A 21,304-nucleotide genomic window follows, 5' to 3' on the forward strand; every position below is an offset into this window, starting at 1 on the left:
CGTGCGAACGAACCCGTCGGAAGAACAGCGATGCGACCACAATGGATGGAAGATCGCCAATGGAGATACATGCAAGGCACGAATAGAGGGACGCCATATAAGAAGCACCTTGTCCGTGGTTGAAGGGCGCGTTCGCACGCGCCCTACGAAAACCGACTTGCAGGTTGGCCCGAGGAAGCCGCCGGAACCTACACGATCTTCTTGCCCATGGCCTCGGCCACTACGCGCAGCTCGGCCACCAGCTGCTCGAACTGAACGGGCGTCAGCTGCTGCGGGCCGTCGCTCAGAGCCTCGGGTGGATTGGGGTGCACCTCGATCATGAGGCTGTCCGCGCCCGCCGCCACCGCGGCCAGCGCCAGCGCCGGCACCAGGTCGCGCTGCCCAGCCGGGTGCGACACGTCGATACACACCGGATACAGGCTCTGCTTGTGAATGACCGGCACCGCGGCGATATCCAGCGTGAAGCGCGTGGCGGTCTCGAACGTGCGGATGCCGCGCTCACACAGCACCACGTTGGTGTTACCCTTGTCGGTGATGTAGTCGGTGGCCGCCAGCCACTCGGCGATGCTGCCCGCGAAGCCACGCTTGTACAGCACCATCTGATGCGTATCCGCCGTCACCTCGCCGATCTTCTTCAGCAAGCTGAAATTCTGAAAGTTGCGCGCACCTACCTGCAGACCGTCCACGTAGTCGGCCACCAGCTGGCAATGCGCGCTATCCATCACCTCAGTGAGCGTAAGCAGGCCGTACTTCTCGCCAGCCGCCTTCATGATCTTGAGCGCCTCTTCGCCAAGACCTTGGAAGCTGTGCGGATTGGTGCGCGGCTTGAACGCACCGCCGCGGATCCACTTCAGCCCCAGCCCTTTGATGCACGCCGCCACTTCATCGAACTGTTCGGTCGACTCCACCGAACACGGCCCAGCGAAAATGGTTATCTCGTCCGTACGTTGGCCCAGATACGGGATGCCTTCTATCTTCGAATCTCTCATAGCGACGGCGTCTCCTTGCTCACCTTCAAGATGGTGGCATAGATTTCGCGCAAGTACTCGTTGTACAGCGGCCCTTCGTTATAGCTGGCCACCTTCTCGAAGATCTCTTCCTCACGCTTCGCATCGTAGAGCCCCATCTGCGCATCCGGCTTCAACCCACGGATGACCAGCGAATGGCCAGCGCGCTTGTTCAGCAGCGCCACCAGCTCGCGGTCGATCTCGTCAATCTGATCGCGGTGCTTCTGGATCTCAGCGAAGGCTGCGTTATCCTCAGTCACTTCTCTATCCTTTCATGCATCTATAACGGGGAAGTTGCCCGTGTGCAAGCGATTATAAGGCAAAAGAATACCGGTCGCACAAACAAAACCGCATGCTGTACCGGGCTCGAGCAGCCGCGCAACAATCGGCCGAACAGTAAGAGACTTTGACCCTATCGGGCCACGTGGGTCACGTGACGGCATGCAGAACGGGCAGCGATCGACACCGACCGCGTAAAGAGCACCAACGAACGCAGCCACCGGGATACGCAGACAGGCAACGACCGATGCTGATCGAACAAAAACATCAATGAGCACAGTCATCGAGGTATGTAGAACCGACGATGACCGGTCACACCACGAGCACTTTGGTCTCGCGATGAGCATTCGACGCGTTGTTTTCGCTTCTTCGCACCTTTTTTGGGAATTTCAGCCGCTAATGCGAGTCGCAATTAAGCTTTTTTGCGACATACGATTTGGTGCCATCGCATTCTCCCTGTTCAGGCGCTTGCGACTTTTTTCGACATGCTGAGAGAGGATCGTTTGACTCGCATTAGCGGCTGAAATTCCCAAAAAAGGCCGACAAAGGGGCGACGTTCGAGTAGTTCTCTCTGCTTCTCGATGGCCACATAAAGCTCCACACTGAAGAGAGGATCAAAGAGTTGCTGATAGATGAGCCCCAACGAATACTGTAGGATCCTGGGCCTGAAGATTCTTAAACAATCGTCCAAGATATCTTACCCACTCCATGAACAATCTTAAATAAAAGTCCAATTTACCCTTCTCACTCCAAACGCTGACAGCCTAGGCATGTCAAGAAAACGTCCACGCCCCCTGCAATTGATGTGAAGATTCAAGGGCAAAAAGGGCCTTGAGACGACAGAATGCGAAAACTTCCCGCACCTCAAGAGCTCTCAAATATGCGCTTGATAATCGGGCAGCGCGCCCCGATAGCGCTCAGTATCGCCAGCATACAGAGCTCACATGCTCAATGCTGCCGGTGCATAAAACGTATATGCTCGGTATCACCAGCGCACAAGATGTATATGCTTGATGCTGCCAGCGCGACACGCTCTCATATAAGAAACAGCTTTACACCGAAGTACGCCAGCACCAGCACACCCACGATGATGCGGTAGACGCCGAACGCGGTGAAGTCGTTCTTCTTGATGTAGCCCATCAGGAACTTGATGGAGATGATGGAGACCACGAACGCCGAAACGATGCCCACTATCAGAACGGCAATCTCGGTCTGACTCATCACAAGGCCCTCGGCCATGAACTTGACCGCTTTCACCAAGCCCCAGCCGAACATGATGGGAATAGCGAGGAAGAACGTGAATTCAGCCGCCGCGGTGCGCGAACAGCCGCACAGCATGCCCCCGATGATGGTGGCGCCGCTGCGCGAGGTACCGGGCACGATGGCGAGCACCTGGAAGAAGCCGATCTTAAGCGCCGTCTTCCAGTCGATCTGATCCACCGTATGCACGCGGAAGAGCGCCTGCTCGGCATCGTCGCCGTCGTCGCGCGCGCGGCCGCCCCCCTGCGCGGACTGATGCGCGCTGCGCACGTTCAACGCCCGTTCAGGCTGGCGCGCATGCTTGCCGCGCACGGGCTCGACGGCGGCCTCCGCACGCGCAGAATCACGACGACGCCCGCGCCCATCGGCACTGCGCCCGGCCTGTTGGTTGATGCGCGCAAGCGTCTCCTGGTCGACCAGATACGCGGCTTCGCGCTTGCGATTGCGCCGCTCGAGCACGATGAAGATCACCCCGTACAGGATCAGCATCGCAGCTACCACGCCCGGGTTGAACAGGTGCTCTTCCACCCAATCGTCCAGCAGCAACCCGAACACAGCCGCAGGCAAACACCCGACGACCACCATGCCCCACAGATGCCACGTGCCGCGGCGCTCTTCGTACGTTTTGCGCCCACTAAACGGGTTCAGCTTGTGGAAATACAGGATGATAACGGCCATGATGGCACCAATCTGTATGACTACCAGAAACAAGCTGAGGAAGTCCGCGCTGACGTTCAACTTCACGAATTCGTCCACCAGGATCATATGACCGGTCGACGAGATGGGCAGCCATTCAGTGATGCCCTCGACGATGCCAATCAGCAACGCCTTCAACGATTCAATGAAAATATCCATGCGAGCATTATACATATCACAAACGGCTGCCCCGAAAAGCCCCCAGAAGCGACACGGTGCTGGTACCGTAGCGGCATGCGCTCGGGCGCGAGACGTGAGATGACCGACCATGCAGCGTGAGGCGGCCATCGAAAGACGTGAGACATGCACCGAGGCGCAAAACACAGCAGGACCAACGGATCGGAGATGTCTATGACACGACTGTATGATATGCACTGCCACTTGGATTTCGCCGACAATGCCGCCGAAGTAGCGGCGGCAGCACATGAAGCAGACCTGGTGGCATTGTGCTCGACCGTGGTGCCCAGCAGCTTCGTGGCTGCGCGCGAGGAATTCAGCCCGTACCCGAACATCCACGTGGCGCTCGGCGTTCATCCGTGGTGGGTGGCGCAGGAACGCGTCAGCGAAGTGGACCTCGCCCGCTTCGAGGCCCTGGCGGCCGCAACGCCCTTCATCGGCGAAGTGGGGCTTGACTTCCACAGCAAGCGAAACGCTACGCGGCAACGTCAGGAAGAGGTGCTCTATCGCTTGCTGAGCTGCCTTGACCAAGTCGGCCCGGGCAAGCTGATCTTCCTGCACGCCGTACATGCCGCCGACGCCGTGCTCGACATGCTCGAACGCTGCAACACCACCGCCGCGCACACCTGCGTCTTTCATTGGTTCCAAGGCACGCCAGACGATTTCGGGCGCGCGCTGGCCCACGACTGTTGGTTCTCGGTGGGTATGCGCATGCTGGCCACCGATGCCGGGCGGCTCTTCGCGAAGGCCGTGCCCGACGACCGCCTGCTGGTGGAAACGGACAACCCGCCGCACGAGGGCATGCCCTACACGCTGGATATGTGGACCGAGGAACTGCGTAATACGGTAGAGGACCTGGCGGAACTGCGCGAAACCAACACCGAGACGCTCTCGGCTCTGTTGGCCTCCAATAGCGCGAAGCTGCTCGATCGCGCGTAGCTTCGCGCATGGCTGCCGCGCACAGCGCCATGGTGCAGCGAGGATTGCGCCGCAAAAGCTCGAACTACGGGGTCAGCAAGAAAAACAAAATGATTCCCAGAACGATGATGACGGGAATGGCGATCTTCACGAACAGCGGAATGCCCGATGCCGACCCCCGTGCGGCCGCGAAATCGCGCTTTCTGCCCATCGCGCCACCCTGCAGACCGATCTGCGTGGGGCGCCGACCACCAGCCTGCTGCGGCCCCGAGATACGTTGATGGCTCACGCTGAGCCCATCTTGGCTGCGCCACCGTGAGCGCGACTCCAGCGCATCCACCATAGGATCGTGCCGATCGCGGTCATCGATGGTGTAACCCACGATCTCGCGTCGCTCGTTGAACGCCCGCGAGTCGATGCTGCCGCGACCATCGATCAACTGCCGATTGCCGCTGCGGCCCCGCTGGCGCACATCGCGCGCCTCCCGCCGCGCCTCCCATTCGCGCGCCTGGCCATCGTTTTGCGGCTCAACGCCAGGATGGATCCCCTCCTGCATGCGGCGCCGAGCCGCTCGCGCGCGCTCCGCATCTTTCGTGGCATAGTTGCGCCTGATGCGGTTCACGGATTCATTGCCCGAATCCATGTTGCGGAATTCGGGGAAGTCTTGAGTGAACGTGGGCATGATCGCCTTCTTCCGCCATCGACAACTTCCCCGATTCTATCAGAGTTACCGCAGGTTCCTTACCGCATGCTCCGCCCGTTGAGGGTGCCACCGCGCTGCTGGGACGAATCGGCGCTGCTGCTCGACGAACTGGAGCTCGCCGCCGCGCTGCTGCTCTGACCCAGCGTCACCTCGATATCCATCACCTCGCCGTCGCGGTCCACTTTCAGCGTCACCTTGTCGCCAGGATTCTTCGTGCGCACATCCAGCATCAAATCGCTGGCGCTGCTCACCACCTGACCATCGAATCCCACGATGATGTCGCCCACCTCGATGCCGGCAGCTTCCGCGCCGCTCTCGGGGCTGACGCCGGACACGTAGGCGCCCTCATCCACCGAGAAACCGTAGCGCTCGGCGATGGCCTTGTTGACGGTGGTCAGATTCACGCCCAGCTGCGCATGCGTGGGCTCTTTCCCTTCGATGATGTCTTGCGCCAGCTGCACCGCGTAATTGACGGGAATAGCGAAACCCACGCCCGAATAGTTACCGCTATAGCTAGTGATCAGCGTGTTGACGCCCACCAGCTTGCCCTGCGCGTCCACCAGCGCGCCGCCCGAATTGCCCGGGTTGATGGCCGCATCGGTCTGGATCATGTTGGGATAGATGGTGACCTCGCCGGTGCTCTGGCCCAGCATATCGGTGCTGGAATCCATGATCTGACTGCGACTGGTCGCAGACACGATGCCCGTTGCCACCGACTGCTCCAGGCCGAACGGGCTGCCGATGCTCATGACCCACTCACCAATGGTAATGTTGTCGCTATCGCCCAGCTCGACCGGCGTGAAATCAGCGCCGTCCAGCTTCAATACCGCCACGTCGCTCGAGGCATCCTCGCCGATCAGCTCGGCATCGTAGGTCTCGCCTTCGATGGTCACCTCATACTTGCTGCCGCCCTCGACCACGTGGTAATTCGTGATGGCATACCCGTCTTCGGACAGCATGACGCATGAACCCATGCCGCTTTGGTTGAGCGTTCCATCATCTTGTTCGTAGCCGTATCCGTAGAGCAAGTCATAGATGCCGTTACCGGATGTTTGCGGTTGGTTGGAATACACCATGACCGACCCCACTGAGGGCAAACACTTCGATGCTACCGCCTCAGCCAGTGACGCCTCTTCGCTGACCGCCTCAATGGAGGTAGAGGTAGCGGCGCCCAACGTTGGGCGTGAGCCGAAGTTGCCGGTAGCAACGGCAATGCCAAACACCAGCGCGCACGCTAGAAGCGCACCGAAGAAGCCGAGGATGAACGTCTTGCCACCTGAGGACTTCTTGGCTGGCGCAGCTCCTGCTGGCTGCGCGGGGCCCGGTTGATTCGGCAGCGGAGCGGTATAGGCGCTGTGCTGAGCCGTGGTGCCCGCTTGCACCTGATCGCCCGGCACTGCGTGCGCGCCGGACGTGGGTGCTGCCTGAGTCTGAACCTGAGCTTGAGCTTGGGTCTGGGCCTGCCCCGAAGCAGAGGGGTTGTGCCCGTATGCCGCTTGGTAGGCGTGATGCGGGGCGTCAGGGGCCTGCCCGGAGGGCACCTGTCCGTGCGGAGCATGGCCCTGGGGCATCTGCTGGTCGTGGTCGTTGTATGTCATGTCAAACCTCCTTGTCGATGCCCGCAATCTACCACGACCTCATGCGTCTCAACCGTGGCGTTAAGGCTCGTTCGCCCATTCGTCACCTAAATACACCATCTGATGTACACCACGCGCATGACGCCACCATCAACGCAGCCCGGGCAGCGCGCACAGCACGCCATGGTATACTTTGAGCGCTTTATTACAGTAGAGTGGTAGCGTGAACGCGCTGCCGCGACCCATGGAAGGGAACATGACATGAAGAAGAGGATCATCGCGACGGCAGCGGCATGCGCCCTGGCCCTGAGCGTATTCGCTTTGGCCGGCTGCACCGGCGGCACCAGCAGCGCCAGCTCGAGCAGCAGTGCCGCCAGCGACGCCACCGAAGCCAGCACTGACGGCCTAGAGCTGATCGTAGGCTTCGACAATAGCTATCCGCCGTACGGATATATCGGCGAGGACGGCCAGTACACCGGGCTCGACCTTGATCTGGCGCAGGCCGTGGCCGACATGAACGGCTGGACCATGACCCCGTATCCCATCGACTGGGATGCTAAGGACGCGCTGCTCAACGAGGGCACCATCAACTGCATCTGGAACGGCTTCACCATGGAAGGCCGTGAGGGCGACTACACGTTCAGCGACCCCTACATGCTCAATGAGCAGGTTGTGGTCGTACGCGCCGACAGCGACGTCAACAGCCTGGAGGATCTGGCCGACAAGGTGGTCATCACCCAGATAGACTCCGCCGCCTACGATGTGCTGGCAGGTGACGAGGCTGCGCAAGCCGACCTGTGCGCCAGCTTCAAGCAGCTCGACACCATCAGCGACTACAACAACGCCTTCATGCAGCTGCAAGCGGGCACCGTTGATGCCGTCGCATGCGACCTGAGCATCGCTGCCTATCAGATGGCCGCCAACCCCGAGCTGTACAAGCAGCTTGACGAGGCGCTGTCCAGCGAGCACTACGCCGTCGGATTCGCCAAAACCGAGCAGGGCGAAGCCATCGCCGAGAAGGTGAACGAGGCGCTGGCAGCGCTGGTGGCCAACGGTCAGGCCAAGGAGATCTGCGACAAGTATGCCTCCAATGGCGTTGACTACGAGGCCAACTGGGTCTTGAAATAACGGCACGCTAGCAAGATTCCACCGCGTTCGCGCGGTGGAGTTGAGGTCTCGCCTCACCGGAAGAACCGCGGTTCGGTTCGCACGGATCGCGGTTCGCGAGACCCACGAAGGGAGAAGATGTGGAATTCAGTGTGATGTTCGGCTTGCTGCTGGACGGCCTCGCGCTTACCGCGCAGATATTCATTGTCACGCTGATCGGGGCGCTGCCGCTTGGCGTAGTGGTGGCGCTCGCTCGCATGAGCCGCTTCCGCGTGGTGGCAGCCATCGCGCGGTTCTACATCTCCATTCTGCGCGGCACGCCGCTGATGTTGCAGCTGATGGCCATCATGTTCGGGCCGTACTACCTCTTCGGATTGCAGATGGGGCCCGACTGGAAGTTCTGGGCGTGCGACATCGGCTTCATCCTCAACTACGCCGCGTACTTCGGCGAGATCTATCGCAGCGGCATCCAATCCATTCCGCGCGGCCAATACGAAGCCGCAAGCGTGCTCGGGTACTCGCGGGCGCAAACGTTCATGAAGATCGTGCTCCCGCAAGTGGTCAAACGCATCCTGCCCGCCATGGGCAATGAGATCATCACGCTGGTGAAGGACACCTCGCTCGCATTCGTGCTGGGCATCGCCGAAATGTTCAGCCAGGCGAAAGCGCTCGCGGCGCGCGAGGTCTCCATGGTGCCCTATGCGCTGGCAGCGCTGATCTATTGGGTGTTCTGCCTGCTCATCGAGTTCATTCTGAATCGTGTTGAGAAGCGGCTCGATTACTACCATAACTAGAAGAACGGACCGCCTCATTGAATATGCGACCTGTTTTGGCACGAAGCATGCTCAGTTTTCGAGAAAAAGGAATGTGAACCATGCATGTCGTCGATCTGCAAGACGCGAAGAAGAGCTTTGGCAAGACCGAGGTGCTCAAGGGCATCTCGCTTGAAGTCGATAAGGGCGACGTGCTCGCCATCATCGGACCGTCAGGCGGCGGCAAGAGCACGCTTCTGCGCTGTCTGACCATGCTGGAAACGCTCGATGGCGGACGGCTCGCATACGGCGACCTCGTGGTGGCGGAAAACGGCCCCGACGGACACGCCACCTACGCGCCGAAGAAAGTGCTCGCCGAAGCCAAGACGCGCTACGGCCTGGTATTCCAGAACTTCAACCTTTTTCCGCACTACACGGTGCTCAAGAATGTAATCGATCCCCTGATCTGCGTGCAGAAGATGCCGCGAGAAGCGGCCGAAACGCGCGGGCGCGGGCTGCTGGAGAAGATGGGGCTGACCGGCAAAGAGCACATGGTGCCCTGCGAGCTTTCGGGCGGCCAACAGCAGCGCGTGGCGATCGCGCGGGCACTGGCGATGAACCCTGATGTGCTCTACTTCGACGAACCCACGAGCGCGCTTGACCCAGAACTGACGCGCGAGGTGCTGCGGGTCATCCGCGAGCTGGCGCTTGAGCACATGACCATGGTCATCGTCACGCACGAGATGTCGTTCGCGCGCGACGTGGCCGACAAGCTGATCTTCATGGATGGCGGCACTGTAGTGGAGCGCGGGCGCGCCACCGATGTCATCAACGATCCGCAGCATGAGCGCACGCGCCTGTTCCTGGCGAACTATCAGCAGCATTGATCGTGAAGCACGTCCAGCGCGCACCCGAGTCCCGATCAATGCATTCGAGCCTCACCCGACGAAGGCTTTGTCGCAGCAGCGCTCATCACCTGAGAATTCTCGTGGTCTGAAACCGCCTTCAATCCGAGCCTGCCCTGAGAGTCTGCGCCATCATCCGGTGCGGGCTGGGTCGTCTCGCTGCCCTCAGGCGGCATGGCCGTCGACGGGTCCTTCAGCGCACCCTTCGTGGCGCGCAGCGCGTCCTCCGCAGTCACCACCATGCCGAGCGCCGGTGCATCGCTGGCCTCTTCGTCCCGCATGCGCGCACGCATCGTCTTCCAAAGGCGACGCCCCCACCGCGTGCGGATCAGGCGGTCAACCCCGTCACCATACATGCCAACGGGGCTACCGAACATGTACGCCACGAAGATGGCAATGGCCAGATACGGCGCGCACAGCCAGCCGAATATCTCGCACCCCATCAGAAACGCCGCCAGCGGGCAGCGGCTGAACGCGGCGAAGAACCCCATGACGCCCACCGCCGCACCGAATGCCGGGTCGCCCCCGGTCAGGAAGCTGCATGACGCGCCCAGCAGGCCACCGATGCAAAACGACGGCATGATCTCGCCGCCTTTGAACCAAAATCCCAAGCAGACCAGCGTCAGCAGCGCCTTCACGGCGAAGTCCCACGGACCGAACTGTCCGCGCAGCGCATCACCTAATATGTTACCGCCGCTGCCGGTGAAGCGATCCCATCCGCACAGCGTGACCAGCCCGGCGAACAGCACGCCGCCCACGATCACCCATACGAGATAATTGCGGCTGATACGCCAGGTCAGATCGTGCACCCAATGGATGCCGCTGTCGAACAGCGTGCCCACCAGCGCCGCCGCAACCCCGATGACCACGCACTGCCCCACCACGGTCCACGCAGGTGCGGGCACGGCAATCTTGTCGATCACATCTCCGATACCGAAGATGCTGGCGATGCCCCACGCCACGAAGCACGCCACCAAGATGGTGACCACGTGCCGGTTGATGGTCTTGCGGAAGCGCGTCAGCTCCAACACGAACATGCACGACCCCAGCGGAGCGAAGAACAACGCGCTGAACGTAGCCGCCATACCCGTAGCCGCGGCATACCCGTTCATGGATTCATCCGCATTCCGCCGATACACGCTGCGCAACTTGAATGGTCGCGCCGCCAGCGTGCCCAGGCTGGCGCCGATCTGGAGCGCACCGGCCTCTTTGCCGACCGAACCGCCGCCCAGCATAGACAGGCACGTGCCCAGCAAGATGCCCGGCGCCAAGAACGGACTGATGGCTTTGTCCTTGCGCATATCCTGAATAACGCGATGGGTGGTCAGATCGAGCCGCAGGTGCCACCATCGGTAGAGCAGCAACGACACCACGCCGAACACCGGCAGCAGCCACACGAGCCACGTGGCAGCGCTGAACAATGCGTAGGACCCTTCCACCATAAGGCACAGTACGATGCTGGCGAAGGCGCTGATCACGCCTACCACCACCGCAAACAAGCCATGCTTGCCAGCCTCTTTGATGTCGAAGCGGTCCATGTGCGCCTCCTTCGTGAGGACGCTTCCCTTTGAACCACAGTAGCGAAGATGCGCATGAACGATCAGCAGGTGCGCACATTGTTGATTGAACGCTACGCCACCTTCACCTCGCCGCGCTCGCAGCGGTTGCCCCATGCGTCGATGAGGTCGCGGTCGCGATACACGCAGATGATCTCGCAGTGATTGGCGCACTTCTGACACTCCACCTCGCGCGTGGTGAACGTGAAATCCTCCGCGGCCTCAAAATCAAGCTGACCGCTCGCGAACGGACCGGTCGCCGCAGGCGCCCCCGGCGCGCCTTCCACGCTGACCGGGCCCGCATCGGCCGCCAAGAGCGCAGCACCGAACGCCCCCATCAGGTGCCCATCCGGGTCCACCGCCACCGGCATGTCCAACAGGCGCTCGAACGCATCGACCACGCCCACGTTCTTCGACACACCACCCTGAAACACCACCGGGGCCTGTATCTTCTTGCCCTTGCCCACATTGTTCAGGTAGTTGCTGGCCACCGCCTGGCACAGCCCCGCGATGATATCCTCGCGCGCATAGCCCACTTGGATCTTGTGCACCAAGTCGCTCTCGGCGAACACCGTGCACCGCGCGGCGATGTTGGCTGGCTTCTTCGAGGTCAGCGCAATGGGACCGAACTCTTCCACCTCCACGCCCAACCGATGCGCCTGGCTGGACAGGAACGAACCCGTACCCGCCGCGCACAGCGTGTTCATGGCGTAGTCGACCGCAATGCCGCCGTCCACGCAGATGATCTTGGAATCCTGGCCGCCGATCTCAAGGATGGTGCGCACATCAGGATGCAGGTACGTGGTGCCCACCGCATGCGCTGTGATCTCGTTCTTCACCACGCTCGCGCCGATCATAGCGCCCACCAGGCGCCGCGCGCTGCCCGTAGTGCCCGCGCCCACCACGCGCACGTCCGCTGGCAACTGCTCGGCCAGCTCGGCCATCACGCGCTTGGCGGCCTGCGCCGGATTGCCCTCGGTCCACAAATACGACCGCGCGACGATGCTGCGGTCCACGTCGATGACCACGCCCTTCGTGGAGATGGACCCGATATCTATGCCCAGATACTTGCTCATTTCGCTTCCTTCTTCATGGCTAGCATGTCATAAAACGCTTCCAACCGGGTCATCAGGCCCGTATCGCTCGTCTCGGTATCGTACGTCAGATACAGCACCGGCATGTGGAAATCCTCCGAGATGCGCTGCAGCACGGGGATGCAGTCGATCTCGGGCGTGCACCCGGCGCACTTCGCGTGCACGAGGCCGTCGAAACCAAGCTGCGCATACTTCTTCGCGGCGGCCAGCGTCATGGTGGACGTCGGCCCCATGTCGTATTCAGCGTACTCGGCGATGGTGCGCCGCATGTTCTCTTCGTGATAGTGCGTGTAACGGTTCGAGAAGTTCAGCGTGCGCGCCACTTCCACGCCCATGTCCATCAGCTTCTCGTCGAGTCCCAGATTCGAGTTCTCGTCGATGGCCGTGTACAACTCGCCCACGATGCCGATGCGCACCGGATCGGCTGGCTTGTTGAGGGGGATCTCCCGCATACGCTCCATGCCGCGCGTGAACGCCGCATCTATCTCGGCCTTCGTGGTGGTCGCGCGCATCTCGTCCATGAGCGCCTCCCAAGCGCGCCGGTAGACGCCCCGCTCGCGCTCGAAGCCGCCGTTGGCTAGGTAGAAGTCGCGCGCTTGATCCAGCAGCGTCAGCATGTGGCCGCACGCCAGCAGCTGCTTCACGCCGTGCGGGATGGCGATGTCGGGATTCACCGTGCGCAGCACTTCCTTGCCCCAGCCCACATAGCCCTGCTCGATGCCGTGGCTGAAATTCAACATGGTGAAGTCATAGCCCATATCGCGCAGGATCTGCTCCTGCATCTCGCCGTAGTACCCCAGTCGGCACGGGCCGCCCACCTGCACGAGAATGTCCGCGCCCAGCTCAAGCGCCTCGATCCAGTCGCCCATCATATGCTTGAACGGCGTGCATACGTAATCGCTGGAATTCTGGATGCCCAGCTCCATGGTGCGCTTGGTGGCCTTCGGCAGTTGCAGGTAATCGCAATCGAGCACCTGCTCCACGAAGAACTTGAACGCCGGATCGTAGTAGGCGTAACGGAACACCGACACCTTCGTGCGCTTATGGCGGTCGCGCTTCACCTTCTTCTTGAGGCGCGGGAACGGGATGGCGCGGCGCGGCTCGTCGCGCTGGAAGACCACCTGCGTGCGCGCGTCGTCGCTGATGGGCACGCCCACGGTGGCATCTTCGGCGCGCGCGCATGCCATGCCAGATGCTGAATCGGGCGTCGTGCCTTGCGCGGCATCCTGCGTCAGGTTGGCTTTCTGTGCGTCGTCAGTCATGCAGATAGCTCCCCTTTCCCTGGAAGCGCAATATGTCTATGAAGCTCTCCAAGCGCGTTTCAGTGCCCGCGCTGCCGCTTTGCGCGTCGATCATCAGATTCAGGATGGGCACGCCCTGCACGTTGCGCATGATGGCATCGTCGAACATGCTGTCGGGCCCACAGGGAAACGCCGAGAGCAGCACGATGCCGTCCACCTGCTCGTGCAGCTGGAGCACCGCGCCCGCCAGATGGCGGTTGATCATCCACGGCAGCGTTTCCGAGAACTCGAAGCTGCGCTTGAGCGCGGGTGTCCGATCGGCTTCGTCCGCGAAGAGGACGGTAGCGCCCAATCGCTCGATGGCGGCCACGATATCGCCCGCGATATACGGGTCGTGCGCGATATAAGGGTGCGCCACCAGCAGGATCGCGAGCGGCGGCTGCTCGGTTCCCGTGCGATCGCTCGCCACCACCTTGCGGTACTTCGCCAGCAACGCCAGCGTCTCCTGCTGCGCCTTCGCGCGTGCCGCATCGCTCGCTTCTTGCGCATGGAGCGCCCGCTTGTAGGCGCGTGACGCTTGGCGCGGATTCGCACCCAGCCGCCGCGCCAGCTCTAGGTAATCCGCCCGCATGCGCTTCTTGTCGCTCGCCTTCTGCACGCGCATGGTGACCAGCTGCGGACGCATCTGCGGGAAGGTGGCGCGCACCAGATCGGGCAGCGCCTGATACTTCGTGCAAAACCCCACCCGGATATCGCTGTTGTCGAAGGACGGCACGAACAGGGCATCGCACTGGTCGCCCTCCGCGAGCGCCGCCACGTGCCCCATGAACGTCTTCGAGGCCAAGCACACCTCGTCCACGCTGGCCGCCTCGCCCCGCTCGAAGATAGCGCGGTCAGTCGGCGGACTGACCACCACCTGAAAGCCCAGTTCCTCGAAGAACCGCTGCCACAGCACACCGTACTCATAAAAGAGTAGGCTGCGCGGAATGCCTATCGTTCGTACTGCGTTATCGCTCAAACCGGCTCCGATTCCATTGCTTGGATATGCATCCAATCCCCTTGCTCTGCTCCTGATTATAGTAGCGCACACGGCAGGGGTTGATGCTAGAATGCCAAGACCAGCAAGTCCGAAGCGCGGGTGGTCATCGGAGAAAGACGAAGGCAAGAAGATGCGGAAGAACGTTTTGTTGCTGTTCAGCAAAGTACCCGAAGCGGGGCTGGTGAAGACGCGCCTGACCACGCTGAAAGACGGCGTGTTCGCGCCGGAGGTGGCCAGCGCCCTGTACCACTGCATGCTCTTCGATGTGGCCGAGATCTGCATGGCGGCATTCGATTTGTTGGAGGGGGGCGGGGCAGCTGCGTCTCGACACTCCGCTCGGTCGAGCCAAGGTCTCTCCGTCGCTCCGTTTGACCTCGGCTCCGCTACCCCGCCCCCCTCCAGCAGCACCGATGCAGCGGCCCCGACGCCTTCCACGCTCGACACCTACGAGCTGGTGATATCGACGCCTGTGGGCAGCGCTGACGCCATGCGCGCGCTGTTCGCCGATGCGGGCACTTGGCCGCAGCCCATCGCCGTCGTCGAAGATGCGGGCGCCACCTTCGACGAACACTACAACGACGCCTTCCAGCAGTGCTGGGACGCGGGCGCGGACTGCATCCTCTCCATGGGAGCGGATATGCCCGCGCTCACGGTGAACGACGTGACCGCCGGGTTCGACGCGCTGCACCAGCTGGCCGATGCTGACACACCGGGCATCGTGCTGGCGCCCGACCAAGAGATGGGCGTGTCGGTGATCGGATGGACGCGCCAGACCGCCGATGCGCCCCACGCCTTCAACCACACGGGTGTGTTCTACAACGCCGATGGCCTGACCGTGCTGCCCGCCTACATTCAGAAGGCGCGCGCGGCCAACCTAGCGGCCCGCTACCTGCCGCCCATCCCCGATGTGGATACCATGGCCGACCTCATGCATGCCATCACCCTGGTAGAGGCGCTCAACTACTGCGCACCTTTCGATGGCAACACGCCGCCGTGGCGCACTGCGCAGGCGCTGCGCGAGATGGGCTGGGACGAAGTGCGCGTGCCGCCGAACGACCTGCACGATCCACGCGAGCATATCGACTCTTAAAGCCGCACCGCTGCGCGTTCCGCTATCGTCGTACCTCTTCAATCTTTTTTGAGTATAATAGGGCTACGCTGAATTACCTGCCTTGCCGGACGTCGTGCAGCGGCGGCAAGCCTCATGTCTATTGTTGCACCGGGTGTATCGAAAGTGGCGTACGGTACATCGCCTCATGCGAAGGAGCGTGCAACATGGGCACCATCAAAGCCATTTGCACCAGTGACGTCAAAGGCATCCAGAAAACAGAGACCACCTCAGTGGAACTGCGCCCCAATTGGGGCATTGAAGACGATGCCCATGCGGGCAACTGGCACCGTCAGGTGAGCCTTCTCGGTTACGAGAAGATCGAAGAGTTCAAGGCGCGCGGCGCCAATGTTGCGAACGGATCGTTCGGCGAGAACCTCATCGTTGAGGGTTTCGATTTGAAGAGTCTTCCCATCGGGACGCGCTTGCGAGCAGGCGATGCGGAGCTGGAGCTCACCCAGATCGGCAAGGAGTGTCACGCTCGTTGCGCCATCTACCATAAGATGGGCGATTGCATCATGCCGCGCGAAGGCGTGTTCTGCAAGGTCATCCAGGGTGGCCGCATCACTTTGGGCGATCGGATCGACCTGATAGAACCCCGATAGGCACCGCTCAAACGACTTCGCTCCCCTTCAACAGAGAAAGTAAGGATCATGATGAAGCAAATCTACTTGGATCATGCCTCTACGACGCCGGTACGACCGGAAGTTCTGGAAGCCATGCTGCCATATTTCACCGAGGAATTCGGCAACCCGTCCTCCATCTATTCGCTGGGACAAACCGCATCCGATGCGATAACCACGGCAAGAGAAACGCTCGCCACCACCATTGGCGCGACGGCAACGGAGATCTTCTTCACCAGCGGTGGTACCGAGGCTGATAATTGGGCTATCAAAGGCTTCGCGCATGCGAATGCCGCAAAGGGCAAGCATCTCATCACCAGCTCCATCGAGCATCATGCGGTGCTGCATGCCTGCGAAGCGCTTGAACGCGAGGGCTTCGAGGTAACATATCTGCCCGTTGACGAGCATGGTCTCCTTCGCCCCGAGGACCTGAAGGCCGCGCTGCGCCCCGATACCATTCTGGTGTCTCTCATGTTCGCCAACAATGAGATCGGTACCATCCAGCCCATTGGCGATCTGGCCGCCATCGCGCACGAGGGCGGCGCCGTATTCCACACCGATGCGGTGCAGGCGTTCTGCCATGAACCCATCAAGGTGAACGAGCTGGGCATCGACCTGCTGTCCGCATCAGCTCATAAGATATACGGGCCGAAAGGCGTGGGTATGCTCTACGTGCGTACGGGCGTGAAACTGCGAAACCTGCTGAATGGCGGACAACAAGAGCGCGGCAAGCGCGCCACCACAGAGAACGTGCCCGGCATCGTAGGGTTCGCGAAGGCCGCCGCGTTGGCCGCAGCTGACGCAACGCTCGAGCATGACCGCCAACAGACCCTGCGCGACCACGCCATCAGACGCGTGCTCGCTGAGATTCCACACGCAAAACTGAACGGCAGCTGGAAAAACCGCCTTGCCAACAACGTCAACTTCTCATTCGAGTTCATCGAAGGCGAGGGCATGCTCTTGCAGCTGGCGGCGCGCGGCATCTGCGTTTCGTCGGGCAGCGCATGCACGTCAGGATCGCTCGATCCCAGTCATGTGCTGCTGGCCATCGGGCTGCCGCACGAGATCGCGCACGGATCGCTCCGTCTCACCATCGGGCGATCCACCACGCTCGAAGAGGTGGACTTCGCCATCGATTCACTGGAGACCACCTTGGAGAACCTGCGCATGATGAGCCCCCTCTACGAAGACTTCCAACAGGGAAAGGTTGATTCGGTCATCAAGCAGTACGCAGCCGACGGCTTCCCCTACACCAACTGACACTGACCCGACACCCCAACGAGAAAGCGAACCATGATCATGGCCATGAATTACTCAGAGAACGTAATGGACCACTTCACGAACCCGCGCAATGTGGGCGAAATAGAAGGCGCGAGCGGTTGCGGCACGGTGGGCAACGCTGTCTGCGGCGACATCATGCGCATGTATCTCGATATCGACGACGATGGCATCATTCAAGATGCGAAATTCAAGACGTTCGGCTGCGGCGCAGCTATTGCAACCAGCTCTATGGCTACCGTGCTGGTGAAAGGCAAAACCGTCCAAGAAGCGCTGAACGTCACCAACAAAGCCGTTATGGAAGCGCTCGATGGGCTGCCGCCTGTAAAGGTGCACTGCTCGCTTTTGGCCGAGGAAGCCATCCATGCAGCGCTGTGGGATTATGCCGAGAAGAACGGCATCACGATAGAGGGTCTCGAGAAGCCGGTCGCTGATATCAGCGACCATCATTGAGACGCTACACCAGCTTGCCGTTAGTGTGATCGATGCCGTGCTGGATGATCTGAGCGGTCCAATCGCGGAACTCGCGCTTGCGCGGCACCAGTTCGCCATCCACCAGCTCGTCGTATTCCACCATCATGCGCTGGAAGCGCGTCACCTTGTGCGGTTCGTCCACGCTAAAGCACTCTTCCACGGCCTTGAACGGGGCTAAGGCGCGCTTCATGACGGGGTTGAACATCACATGGGGCTGGTCATCATCATCCAGGTAGCAGAACGCGCGCTTGGTCACGCCAATCTGATTAGCAGCGATGCAGGCGGCATCTTCGGTGGCCGCCACCGTATCGATCAGATCCTGCGCGAGCTGCGCGTCCTCAGCGGTGCAATCCTCGCACGCCTGGGTCAGGATCTTCTCGTCCTTGATGATCTTCTTCGCTGCCATTGCCGCTCCTATCGTATGGGCGCCCTACGCGCCGTGCTCTGCCATATACGCGTCCAGCTGTTCGCGCGTGCCCAGCGCCGCGCGCGTGGTGCCGCGATCGATGCGCTTCACCAGGTTCACCAGCACGCCACCGAAACCCACTTCCACGAAATCGGTCTCGCCCTGGGCTATCAGCGCTTCCACGCTCTGCTGGAACATGACGCCACTGCACACCTGAGCGCCCAGCCGGGCCGCTGCCTCTGCCGCCACAAACGGGCGCGCATCGGTGTTGCACAGCAGTGTAACCTGCGGTTCGGCGAAATCAAGCGAAGCACAGAACGTCTCCACTTCCTGAGCCGCATCAGCCATCAGCGGCGAATGGAACGCGCCAGCCGTGGCCAGCTTCACGGCCTTCTTGCCCGCATCCTTCCAAGCCGCGCTCGCACGATCAAGGGCATCGGGCGTACCCGAAATGACCACCTGACCGGGGCAGTTCATGTTCGCTGGCACCAGTACGCCGCCCTGCGCCTGCGCCTCGCACAGCGCACGCGCTTCCTCGACGGAGGCGCCCATCAGCGCCACCATGCCGCCCGGGTTCTTCTGGCAGGCAGCATCCATGGCGGTGGCGCGCACCTTCAGCAGGCGAGCCGCATCCTCAAGCGACAGCACGCCAGCCAGCACGAGCGCCGATATCTGCCCGAGCGAAAAGCCGATGATGGCATCGGGCCGAATACCCGCATCCTGCAGCACGCGACCCACGCCCACCGAGACCGCCATGGTCAGCGCTTGCGCCGCCACCGCCCCGTTCACCTCTTCAGGCGTGCCGTCCTTGGCGAGCAGCGCCACATCGATGCCCAGCTCTTTTGAGAGCACGGTGAATGTGTCCGCCACCTGTGGCAGATCGAGCAGGTCAGTGCCCATGCCGGGCTTTTGCGCCCCCTGACCGCTGCACATCCACACGCTCATGCGCGGCTCCACCCGCGCGTGGCGTTGGCATCGGCCATCTGCTGCAAGTCCAATGCGCCCCAGCGTTCAGCCTCGGCGAACAGATCGTCGATGATCTGCCGTGCTGGCTTGCGGTCGTGCACCAGCGCGGCCACCTGACCGGACATGACCGAGCCCGTCTTCACATCGCCCTGCACGGCGCGGCGCAGACTGCCAGCTAGCATCTCTTCGAGCTTGGCGCGGTCGGTGGCGTTGCCCTCAGCGGTGGTCTCCAGCTTCTTCGCCTCACGCGCGAACGCATTCTTCAGCTGGCGCACCGGCGCGCCGGACGCACGGCCGGTCACGATGGTGTCCGCATCGCCCGCATCGATGATCTTCTGCTTGTACGCATCGGCCACCGTGCATTCATCGGCGGTCAAGAAGCGCGTTCCCACCTGCACGCCTTCCGCACCCAGCGCGAAGGCAGCCGCCACGCCACGCCCGTCGGCCACGCCACCTGCGGTGATGACCGGAATGCTGATGGCATCGCAGACCGCAGGCGTCAGCGCCATGGTGGTCAGCTCGCCAATGTGGCCGCCCGCTTCTTGCCCTTCGGCGACGATGGCGTCAGCGCCTGCGCGCTCCATCTTCTTCGCTTGCGCGGACGAAGCCACCACCGGCACCACCTTCATGCCAGCCGCTTTCCACATCTCGATGTAGGGACCAGGGGAACCGGCACCTGTGGTGACCACGTCCACCCGCAGATCGGCCAGAAGCTTCGCCAGTTCGGGCGCCTCCGGGTTCATCAGCATGATGTTCGCGCCGATGGGCTTGCTCGTCTTGGCGCGCGCTTCGGCCACCTGCTGCTCGACCCACGACAGCGGCGCCGAGCCACACGCGATGATGCCCAGACCACCTGCCTCGCTCACCGCAGCGGCAAGCGACGCATCGGCGATCCATGCCATAGCGCCCTGAATGATAGGCTTCTCGATGCCCAACAGCTCGGTCACACGGGTCTTCACCAGTGCCACTCCCCTCTCAAACGAAATGCGTGTTGCGTACGTGCTGAGCCTTACAGCGAATCAATATACGCGACCAGATCGCCCACGGTGCTCAGGCCCTCGGGCTCGCCGAAGTCGATGTCCATCTCTTCTTCCAGCGTGCAGGTCAGCTCAGCCATATCCAGGCTGTCAATGCCCAGGCTGTCGAACGTGGCGTCAGCAACCACCTGGTCCTCGGCGATATCAAGGTTCTCGTTGAGGATCTTTGCGATCGTATCGATAGTAGCCATATGGGTTCCCCTTTCTTTTCGGCTTTGCACATTCTAGCCTATTTCGCTGCTCGCGCAGGGAATCTGTGCGCGCATCCTCGGGTTGCGCACCGCGTGAATAGGTATAATTCTCCATCATATCTATGCAGCGCCTTCGGGCGCCGAGCGGAGGAGACTATGAACGAAGAACAGCGCACTGCGCTCGTAACGGGAGCCAGTCGCGGAATCGGCGCCGCCTGCGCGCGCAGGCTGGCACGCGACGGATTCAACGTAGCCATCAACTACCGCAGCGATTCCAGCCGTCAAGCCGCTGAAGAGCTGCGCGAAGAACTGGAACGCGACTGCGGTGTGCGTGCGGTGTGCGTGCGGGGCGATGTGGCCGGATTCGAGAGCGCGAAGGATATGGTGGCAGCCGCCGTTGAACAGCTGGGTCGCTTGGACGTGCTGGTGAACAACGCTGGCATCACCCAGGACGGCCTGCTCATGCGCATGAGCGAAGAGCAGTTCGAGCGCGTGGTGGACACCAACTTGGGGGGTACCTTCAATTGCATGCGCCACGCGGTGCCCATCATGTGCAAGCAGCGCTACGGGCGCATCGTGAACATCAGCAGCGTCGTGGGCGAGCGCGGCAACGCCGGTCAGGCGAACTACGCCGCCAGCAAAGCGGGCATCATCGGGCTGACGCTGGCGACCGCGAAGGAGATCGGCGGGCGCGGCGTAACGGTCAATGCGGTGGCGCCGGGGTTCATCGAAACGGACATGACCGCCGCGCTCGATGAGAAGGCGGTAGCGGCGCTCACCGGCCATATCTCGCTCAAGCGGCTGGGCGCGGTGGACGACGTTGCGGCTGCGGTGGCGTTTCTGGCAAGCGACGATGCAAGCTATATAACCGGGCAGGTGCTCGGCGTGGACGGAGGGATATCACTGTGAG

General features: G+C 61.6%; 22 protein-coding genes. 9 read left to right on the top strand and 13 right to left on the bottom strand.

From position 1 onward, the window contains the following. Positions 1-188 precede the first annotated feature (188 nt). From aroF to NFR19_RS00150, 3 genes are all read right to left on the bottom strand, one after another. On the bottom strand, positions 189-989 hold the full coding sequence (gene aroF / locus NFR19_RS00140) for a 3-deoxy-7-phosphoheptulonate synthase (RefSeq protein ID WP_251211747.1): 801 nt from the start codon (positions 987-989) through the stop codon (positions 189-191). Next, entirely contained in the window at positions 986-1,267 is a 282-nt protein-coding gene (locus NFR19_RS00145) for a chorismate mutase (RefSeq protein ID WP_251211748.1), read from the bottom strand. The genes aroF and NFR19_RS00145 overlap by 4 nt, the downstream gene beginning before the upstream one ends. Positions 1,268-2,321: 1,054 nt before the next feature. Further along, on the bottom strand, positions 2,322-3,395 hold the full coding sequence (locus NFR19_RS00150; protein ID WP_251211818.1) for an undecaprenyl-diphosphate phosphatase: 1,074 nt from the start codon (positions 3,393-3,395) through the stop codon (positions 2,322-2,324). Between the two features lie 198 nt (positions 3,396-3,593). On the opposite strand from NFR19_RS00150, the gene NFR19_RS00155 reads away from it, so the two are divergent. After that, the gene (locus tag NFR19_RS00155; RefSeq protein ID WP_251211749.1) at positions 3,594-4,358 is read left to right on the top strand and encodes a TatD family hydrolase; all 765 of its coding nucleotides are present in this window, start codon (positions 3,594-3,596) and stop codon (positions 4,356-4,358) included. A 64-nt stretch (positions 4,359-4,422) separates the two neighbouring features. On the opposite strand, the gene NFR19_RS00160 is transcribed toward NFR19_RS00155, so the two are convergent. Beyond that, on the bottom strand, positions 4,423-5,019 hold the full coding sequence (locus NFR19_RS00160) for a hypothetical protein (protein ID WP_251211750.1): 597 nt from the start codon (positions 5,017-5,019) through the stop codon (positions 4,423-4,425). 59 nt (positions 5,020-5,078) lie between these two features. Beyond that, complete coding sequence (locus NFR19_RS00165; protein ID WP_251211751.1) at positions 5,079-6,638, bottom strand: S1C family serine protease; 1,560 nt, start codon at positions 6,636-6,638, stop codon at positions 5,079-5,081. Between the two features lie 240 nt (positions 6,639-6,878). Here NFR19_RS00165 and NFR19_RS00170 point away from each other — a divergent pair, with 240 nt between their 5' ends. From NFR19_RS00170 to NFR19_RS00180, 3 genes are all read left to right on the top strand, one after another. Continuing rightward, complete coding sequence (locus NFR19_RS00170) at positions 6,879-7,745, top strand: transporter substrate-binding domain-containing protein (protein ID WP_251211752.1); 867 nt, start codon at positions 6,879-6,881, stop codon at positions 7,743-7,745. A gap of 119 nt (positions 7,746-7,864) precedes the next feature. Continuing rightward, on the top strand, positions 7,865-8,518 hold the full coding sequence (locus NFR19_RS00175; RefSeq protein ID WP_251211753.1) for an amino acid ABC transporter permease: 654 nt from the start codon (positions 7,865-7,867) through the stop codon (positions 8,516-8,518). Between the two features lie 80 nt (positions 8,519-8,598). Further along, the gene (locus NFR19_RS00180) at positions 8,599-9,363 is read left to right on the top strand and encodes an amino acid ABC transporter ATP-binding protein (RefSeq protein WP_251211754.1); all 765 of its coding nucleotides are present in this window, start codon (positions 8,599-8,601) and stop codon (positions 9,361-9,363) included. Positions 9,364-9,398: 35 nt separating this feature from the next. Here the strand turns inward: NFR19_RS00180 and NFR19_RS00185 are convergent, their stop codons facing one another. The 4 genes from NFR19_RS00185 to NFR19_RS00200 form a co-directional block, all read right to left on the bottom strand. Further along, positions 9,399-10,919: a chloride channel protein gene (locus NFR19_RS00185; RefSeq protein ID WP_251211755.1), complete on the bottom strand. Its 1,521-nt coding sequence runs from the start codon at positions 10,917-10,919 to the stop codon at positions 9,399-9,401. 92 nt (positions 10,920-11,011) lie between these two features. Beyond that, positions 11,012-12,013 carry an acyl-CoA dehydratase activase gene (locus NFR19_RS00190; protein ID WP_251211756.1) on the bottom strand — a complete coding sequence of 334 codons (1,002 nt, stop codon included), beginning with the start codon at positions 12,011-12,013 and terminating at the stop codon, positions 11,012-11,014. Next, entirely contained in the window at positions 12,010-13,293 is a 1,284-nt protein-coding gene (locus NFR19_RS00195) for a hypothetical protein (RefSeq protein ID WP_251211757.1), read from the bottom strand. Before NFR19_RS00195 ends, NFR19_RS00190 begins: the two co-directional genes overlap by 4 nt. After that, the gene (locus NFR19_RS00200; protein ID WP_251211758.1) at positions 13,286-14,290 is read right to left on the bottom strand and encodes an acyl-CoA dehydratase activase-related protein; all 1,005 of its coding nucleotides are present in this window, start codon (positions 14,288-14,290) and stop codon (positions 13,286-13,288) included. The genes NFR19_RS00195 and NFR19_RS00200 overlap by 8 nt, the downstream gene beginning before the upstream one ends. Positions 14,291-14,441: 151 nt before the next feature. Here NFR19_RS00200 and NFR19_RS00205 point away from each other — a divergent pair, with 151 nt between their 5' ends. From NFR19_RS00205 to nifU, 4 genes are all read left to right on the top strand, one after another. Further along, complete coding sequence (locus NFR19_RS00205; protein ID WP_251211759.1) at positions 14,442-15,401, top strand: TIGR04282 family arsenosugar biosynthesis glycosyltransferase; 960 nt, start codon at positions 14,442-14,444, stop codon at positions 15,399-15,401. 185 nt (positions 15,402-15,586) lie between these two features. Continuing rightward, a complete protein-coding gene (locus NFR19_RS00210; protein ID WP_251211760.1) occupies positions 15,587-16,024 on the top strand; it encodes an MOSC domain-containing protein in 438 nt (145 codons plus the stop codon). A 48-nt stretch (positions 16,025-16,072) separates the two neighbouring features. Next, the gene (nifS, locus tag NFR19_RS00215) at positions 16,073-17,302 is read left to right on the top strand and encodes a cysteine desulfurase NifS (RefSeq protein ID WP_251211761.1); all 1,230 of its coding nucleotides are present in this window, start codon (positions 16,073-16,075) and stop codon (positions 17,300-17,302) included. A gap of 33 nt (positions 17,303-17,335) precedes the next feature. After that, complete coding sequence (gene nifU, locus NFR19_RS00220) at positions 17,336-17,773, top strand: Fe-S cluster assembly scaffold protein NifU (protein WP_432762707.1); 438 nt, start codon at positions 17,336-17,338, stop codon at positions 17,771-17,773. 4 nt (positions 17,774-17,777) lie between these two features. Here the strand turns inward: nifU and NFR19_RS00225 are convergent, their stop codons facing one another. Genes NFR19_RS00225 through NFR19_RS00240 form a run of 4 tightly spaced genes read right to left on the bottom strand, consistent with a single transcriptional unit; the run spans position 17,778 to position 20,394 of the window. Continuing rightward, complete coding sequence (locus tag NFR19_RS00225) at positions 17,778-18,200, bottom strand: peptide deformylase (protein ID WP_251211762.1); 423 nt, start codon at positions 18,198-18,200, stop codon at positions 17,778-17,780. Positions 18,201-18,224: 24 nt separating this feature from the next. Then, entirely contained in the window at positions 18,225-19,145 is a 921-nt protein-coding gene (locus NFR19_RS00230) for an ACP S-malonyltransferase (RefSeq protein ID WP_251211763.1), read from the bottom strand. After that, positions 19,142-20,125 carry a nitronate monooxygenase gene (locus NFR19_RS00235; protein ID WP_251211820.1) on the bottom strand — a complete coding sequence of 328 codons (984 nt, stop codon included), beginning with the start codon at positions 20,123-20,125 and terminating at the stop codon, positions 19,142-19,144. Before NFR19_RS00235 ends, NFR19_RS00230 begins: the two co-directional genes overlap by 4 nt. A 50-nt stretch (positions 20,126-20,175) precedes the next feature. Then, a complete protein-coding gene (locus NFR19_RS00240) occupies positions 20,176-20,394 on the bottom strand; it encodes an acyl carrier protein (RefSeq protein WP_251211764.1) in 219 nt (72 codons plus the stop codon). Between the two features lie 156 nt (positions 20,395-20,550). Between NFR19_RS00240 and fabG the strand changes: the two genes are divergently transcribed. Continuing rightward, positions 20,551-21,303, top strand: a complete 753-nt coding sequence (gene fabG, locus NFR19_RS00245; RefSeq protein WP_251211765.1) for a 3-oxoacyl-[acyl-carrier-protein] reductase — start codon at positions 20,551-20,553, stop codon at positions 21,301-21,303. Position 21,304: the final 1 nt, after the last annotated feature.

This window comes from Adlercreutzia murintestinalis (assembly GCF_943192905.1).
In the GTDB taxonomy this organism is placed as follows: Bacteria; Actinomycetota; Coriobacteriia; order Coriobacteriales; family Eggerthellaceae; genus Adlercreutzia_A; species Adlercreutzia_A murintestinalis.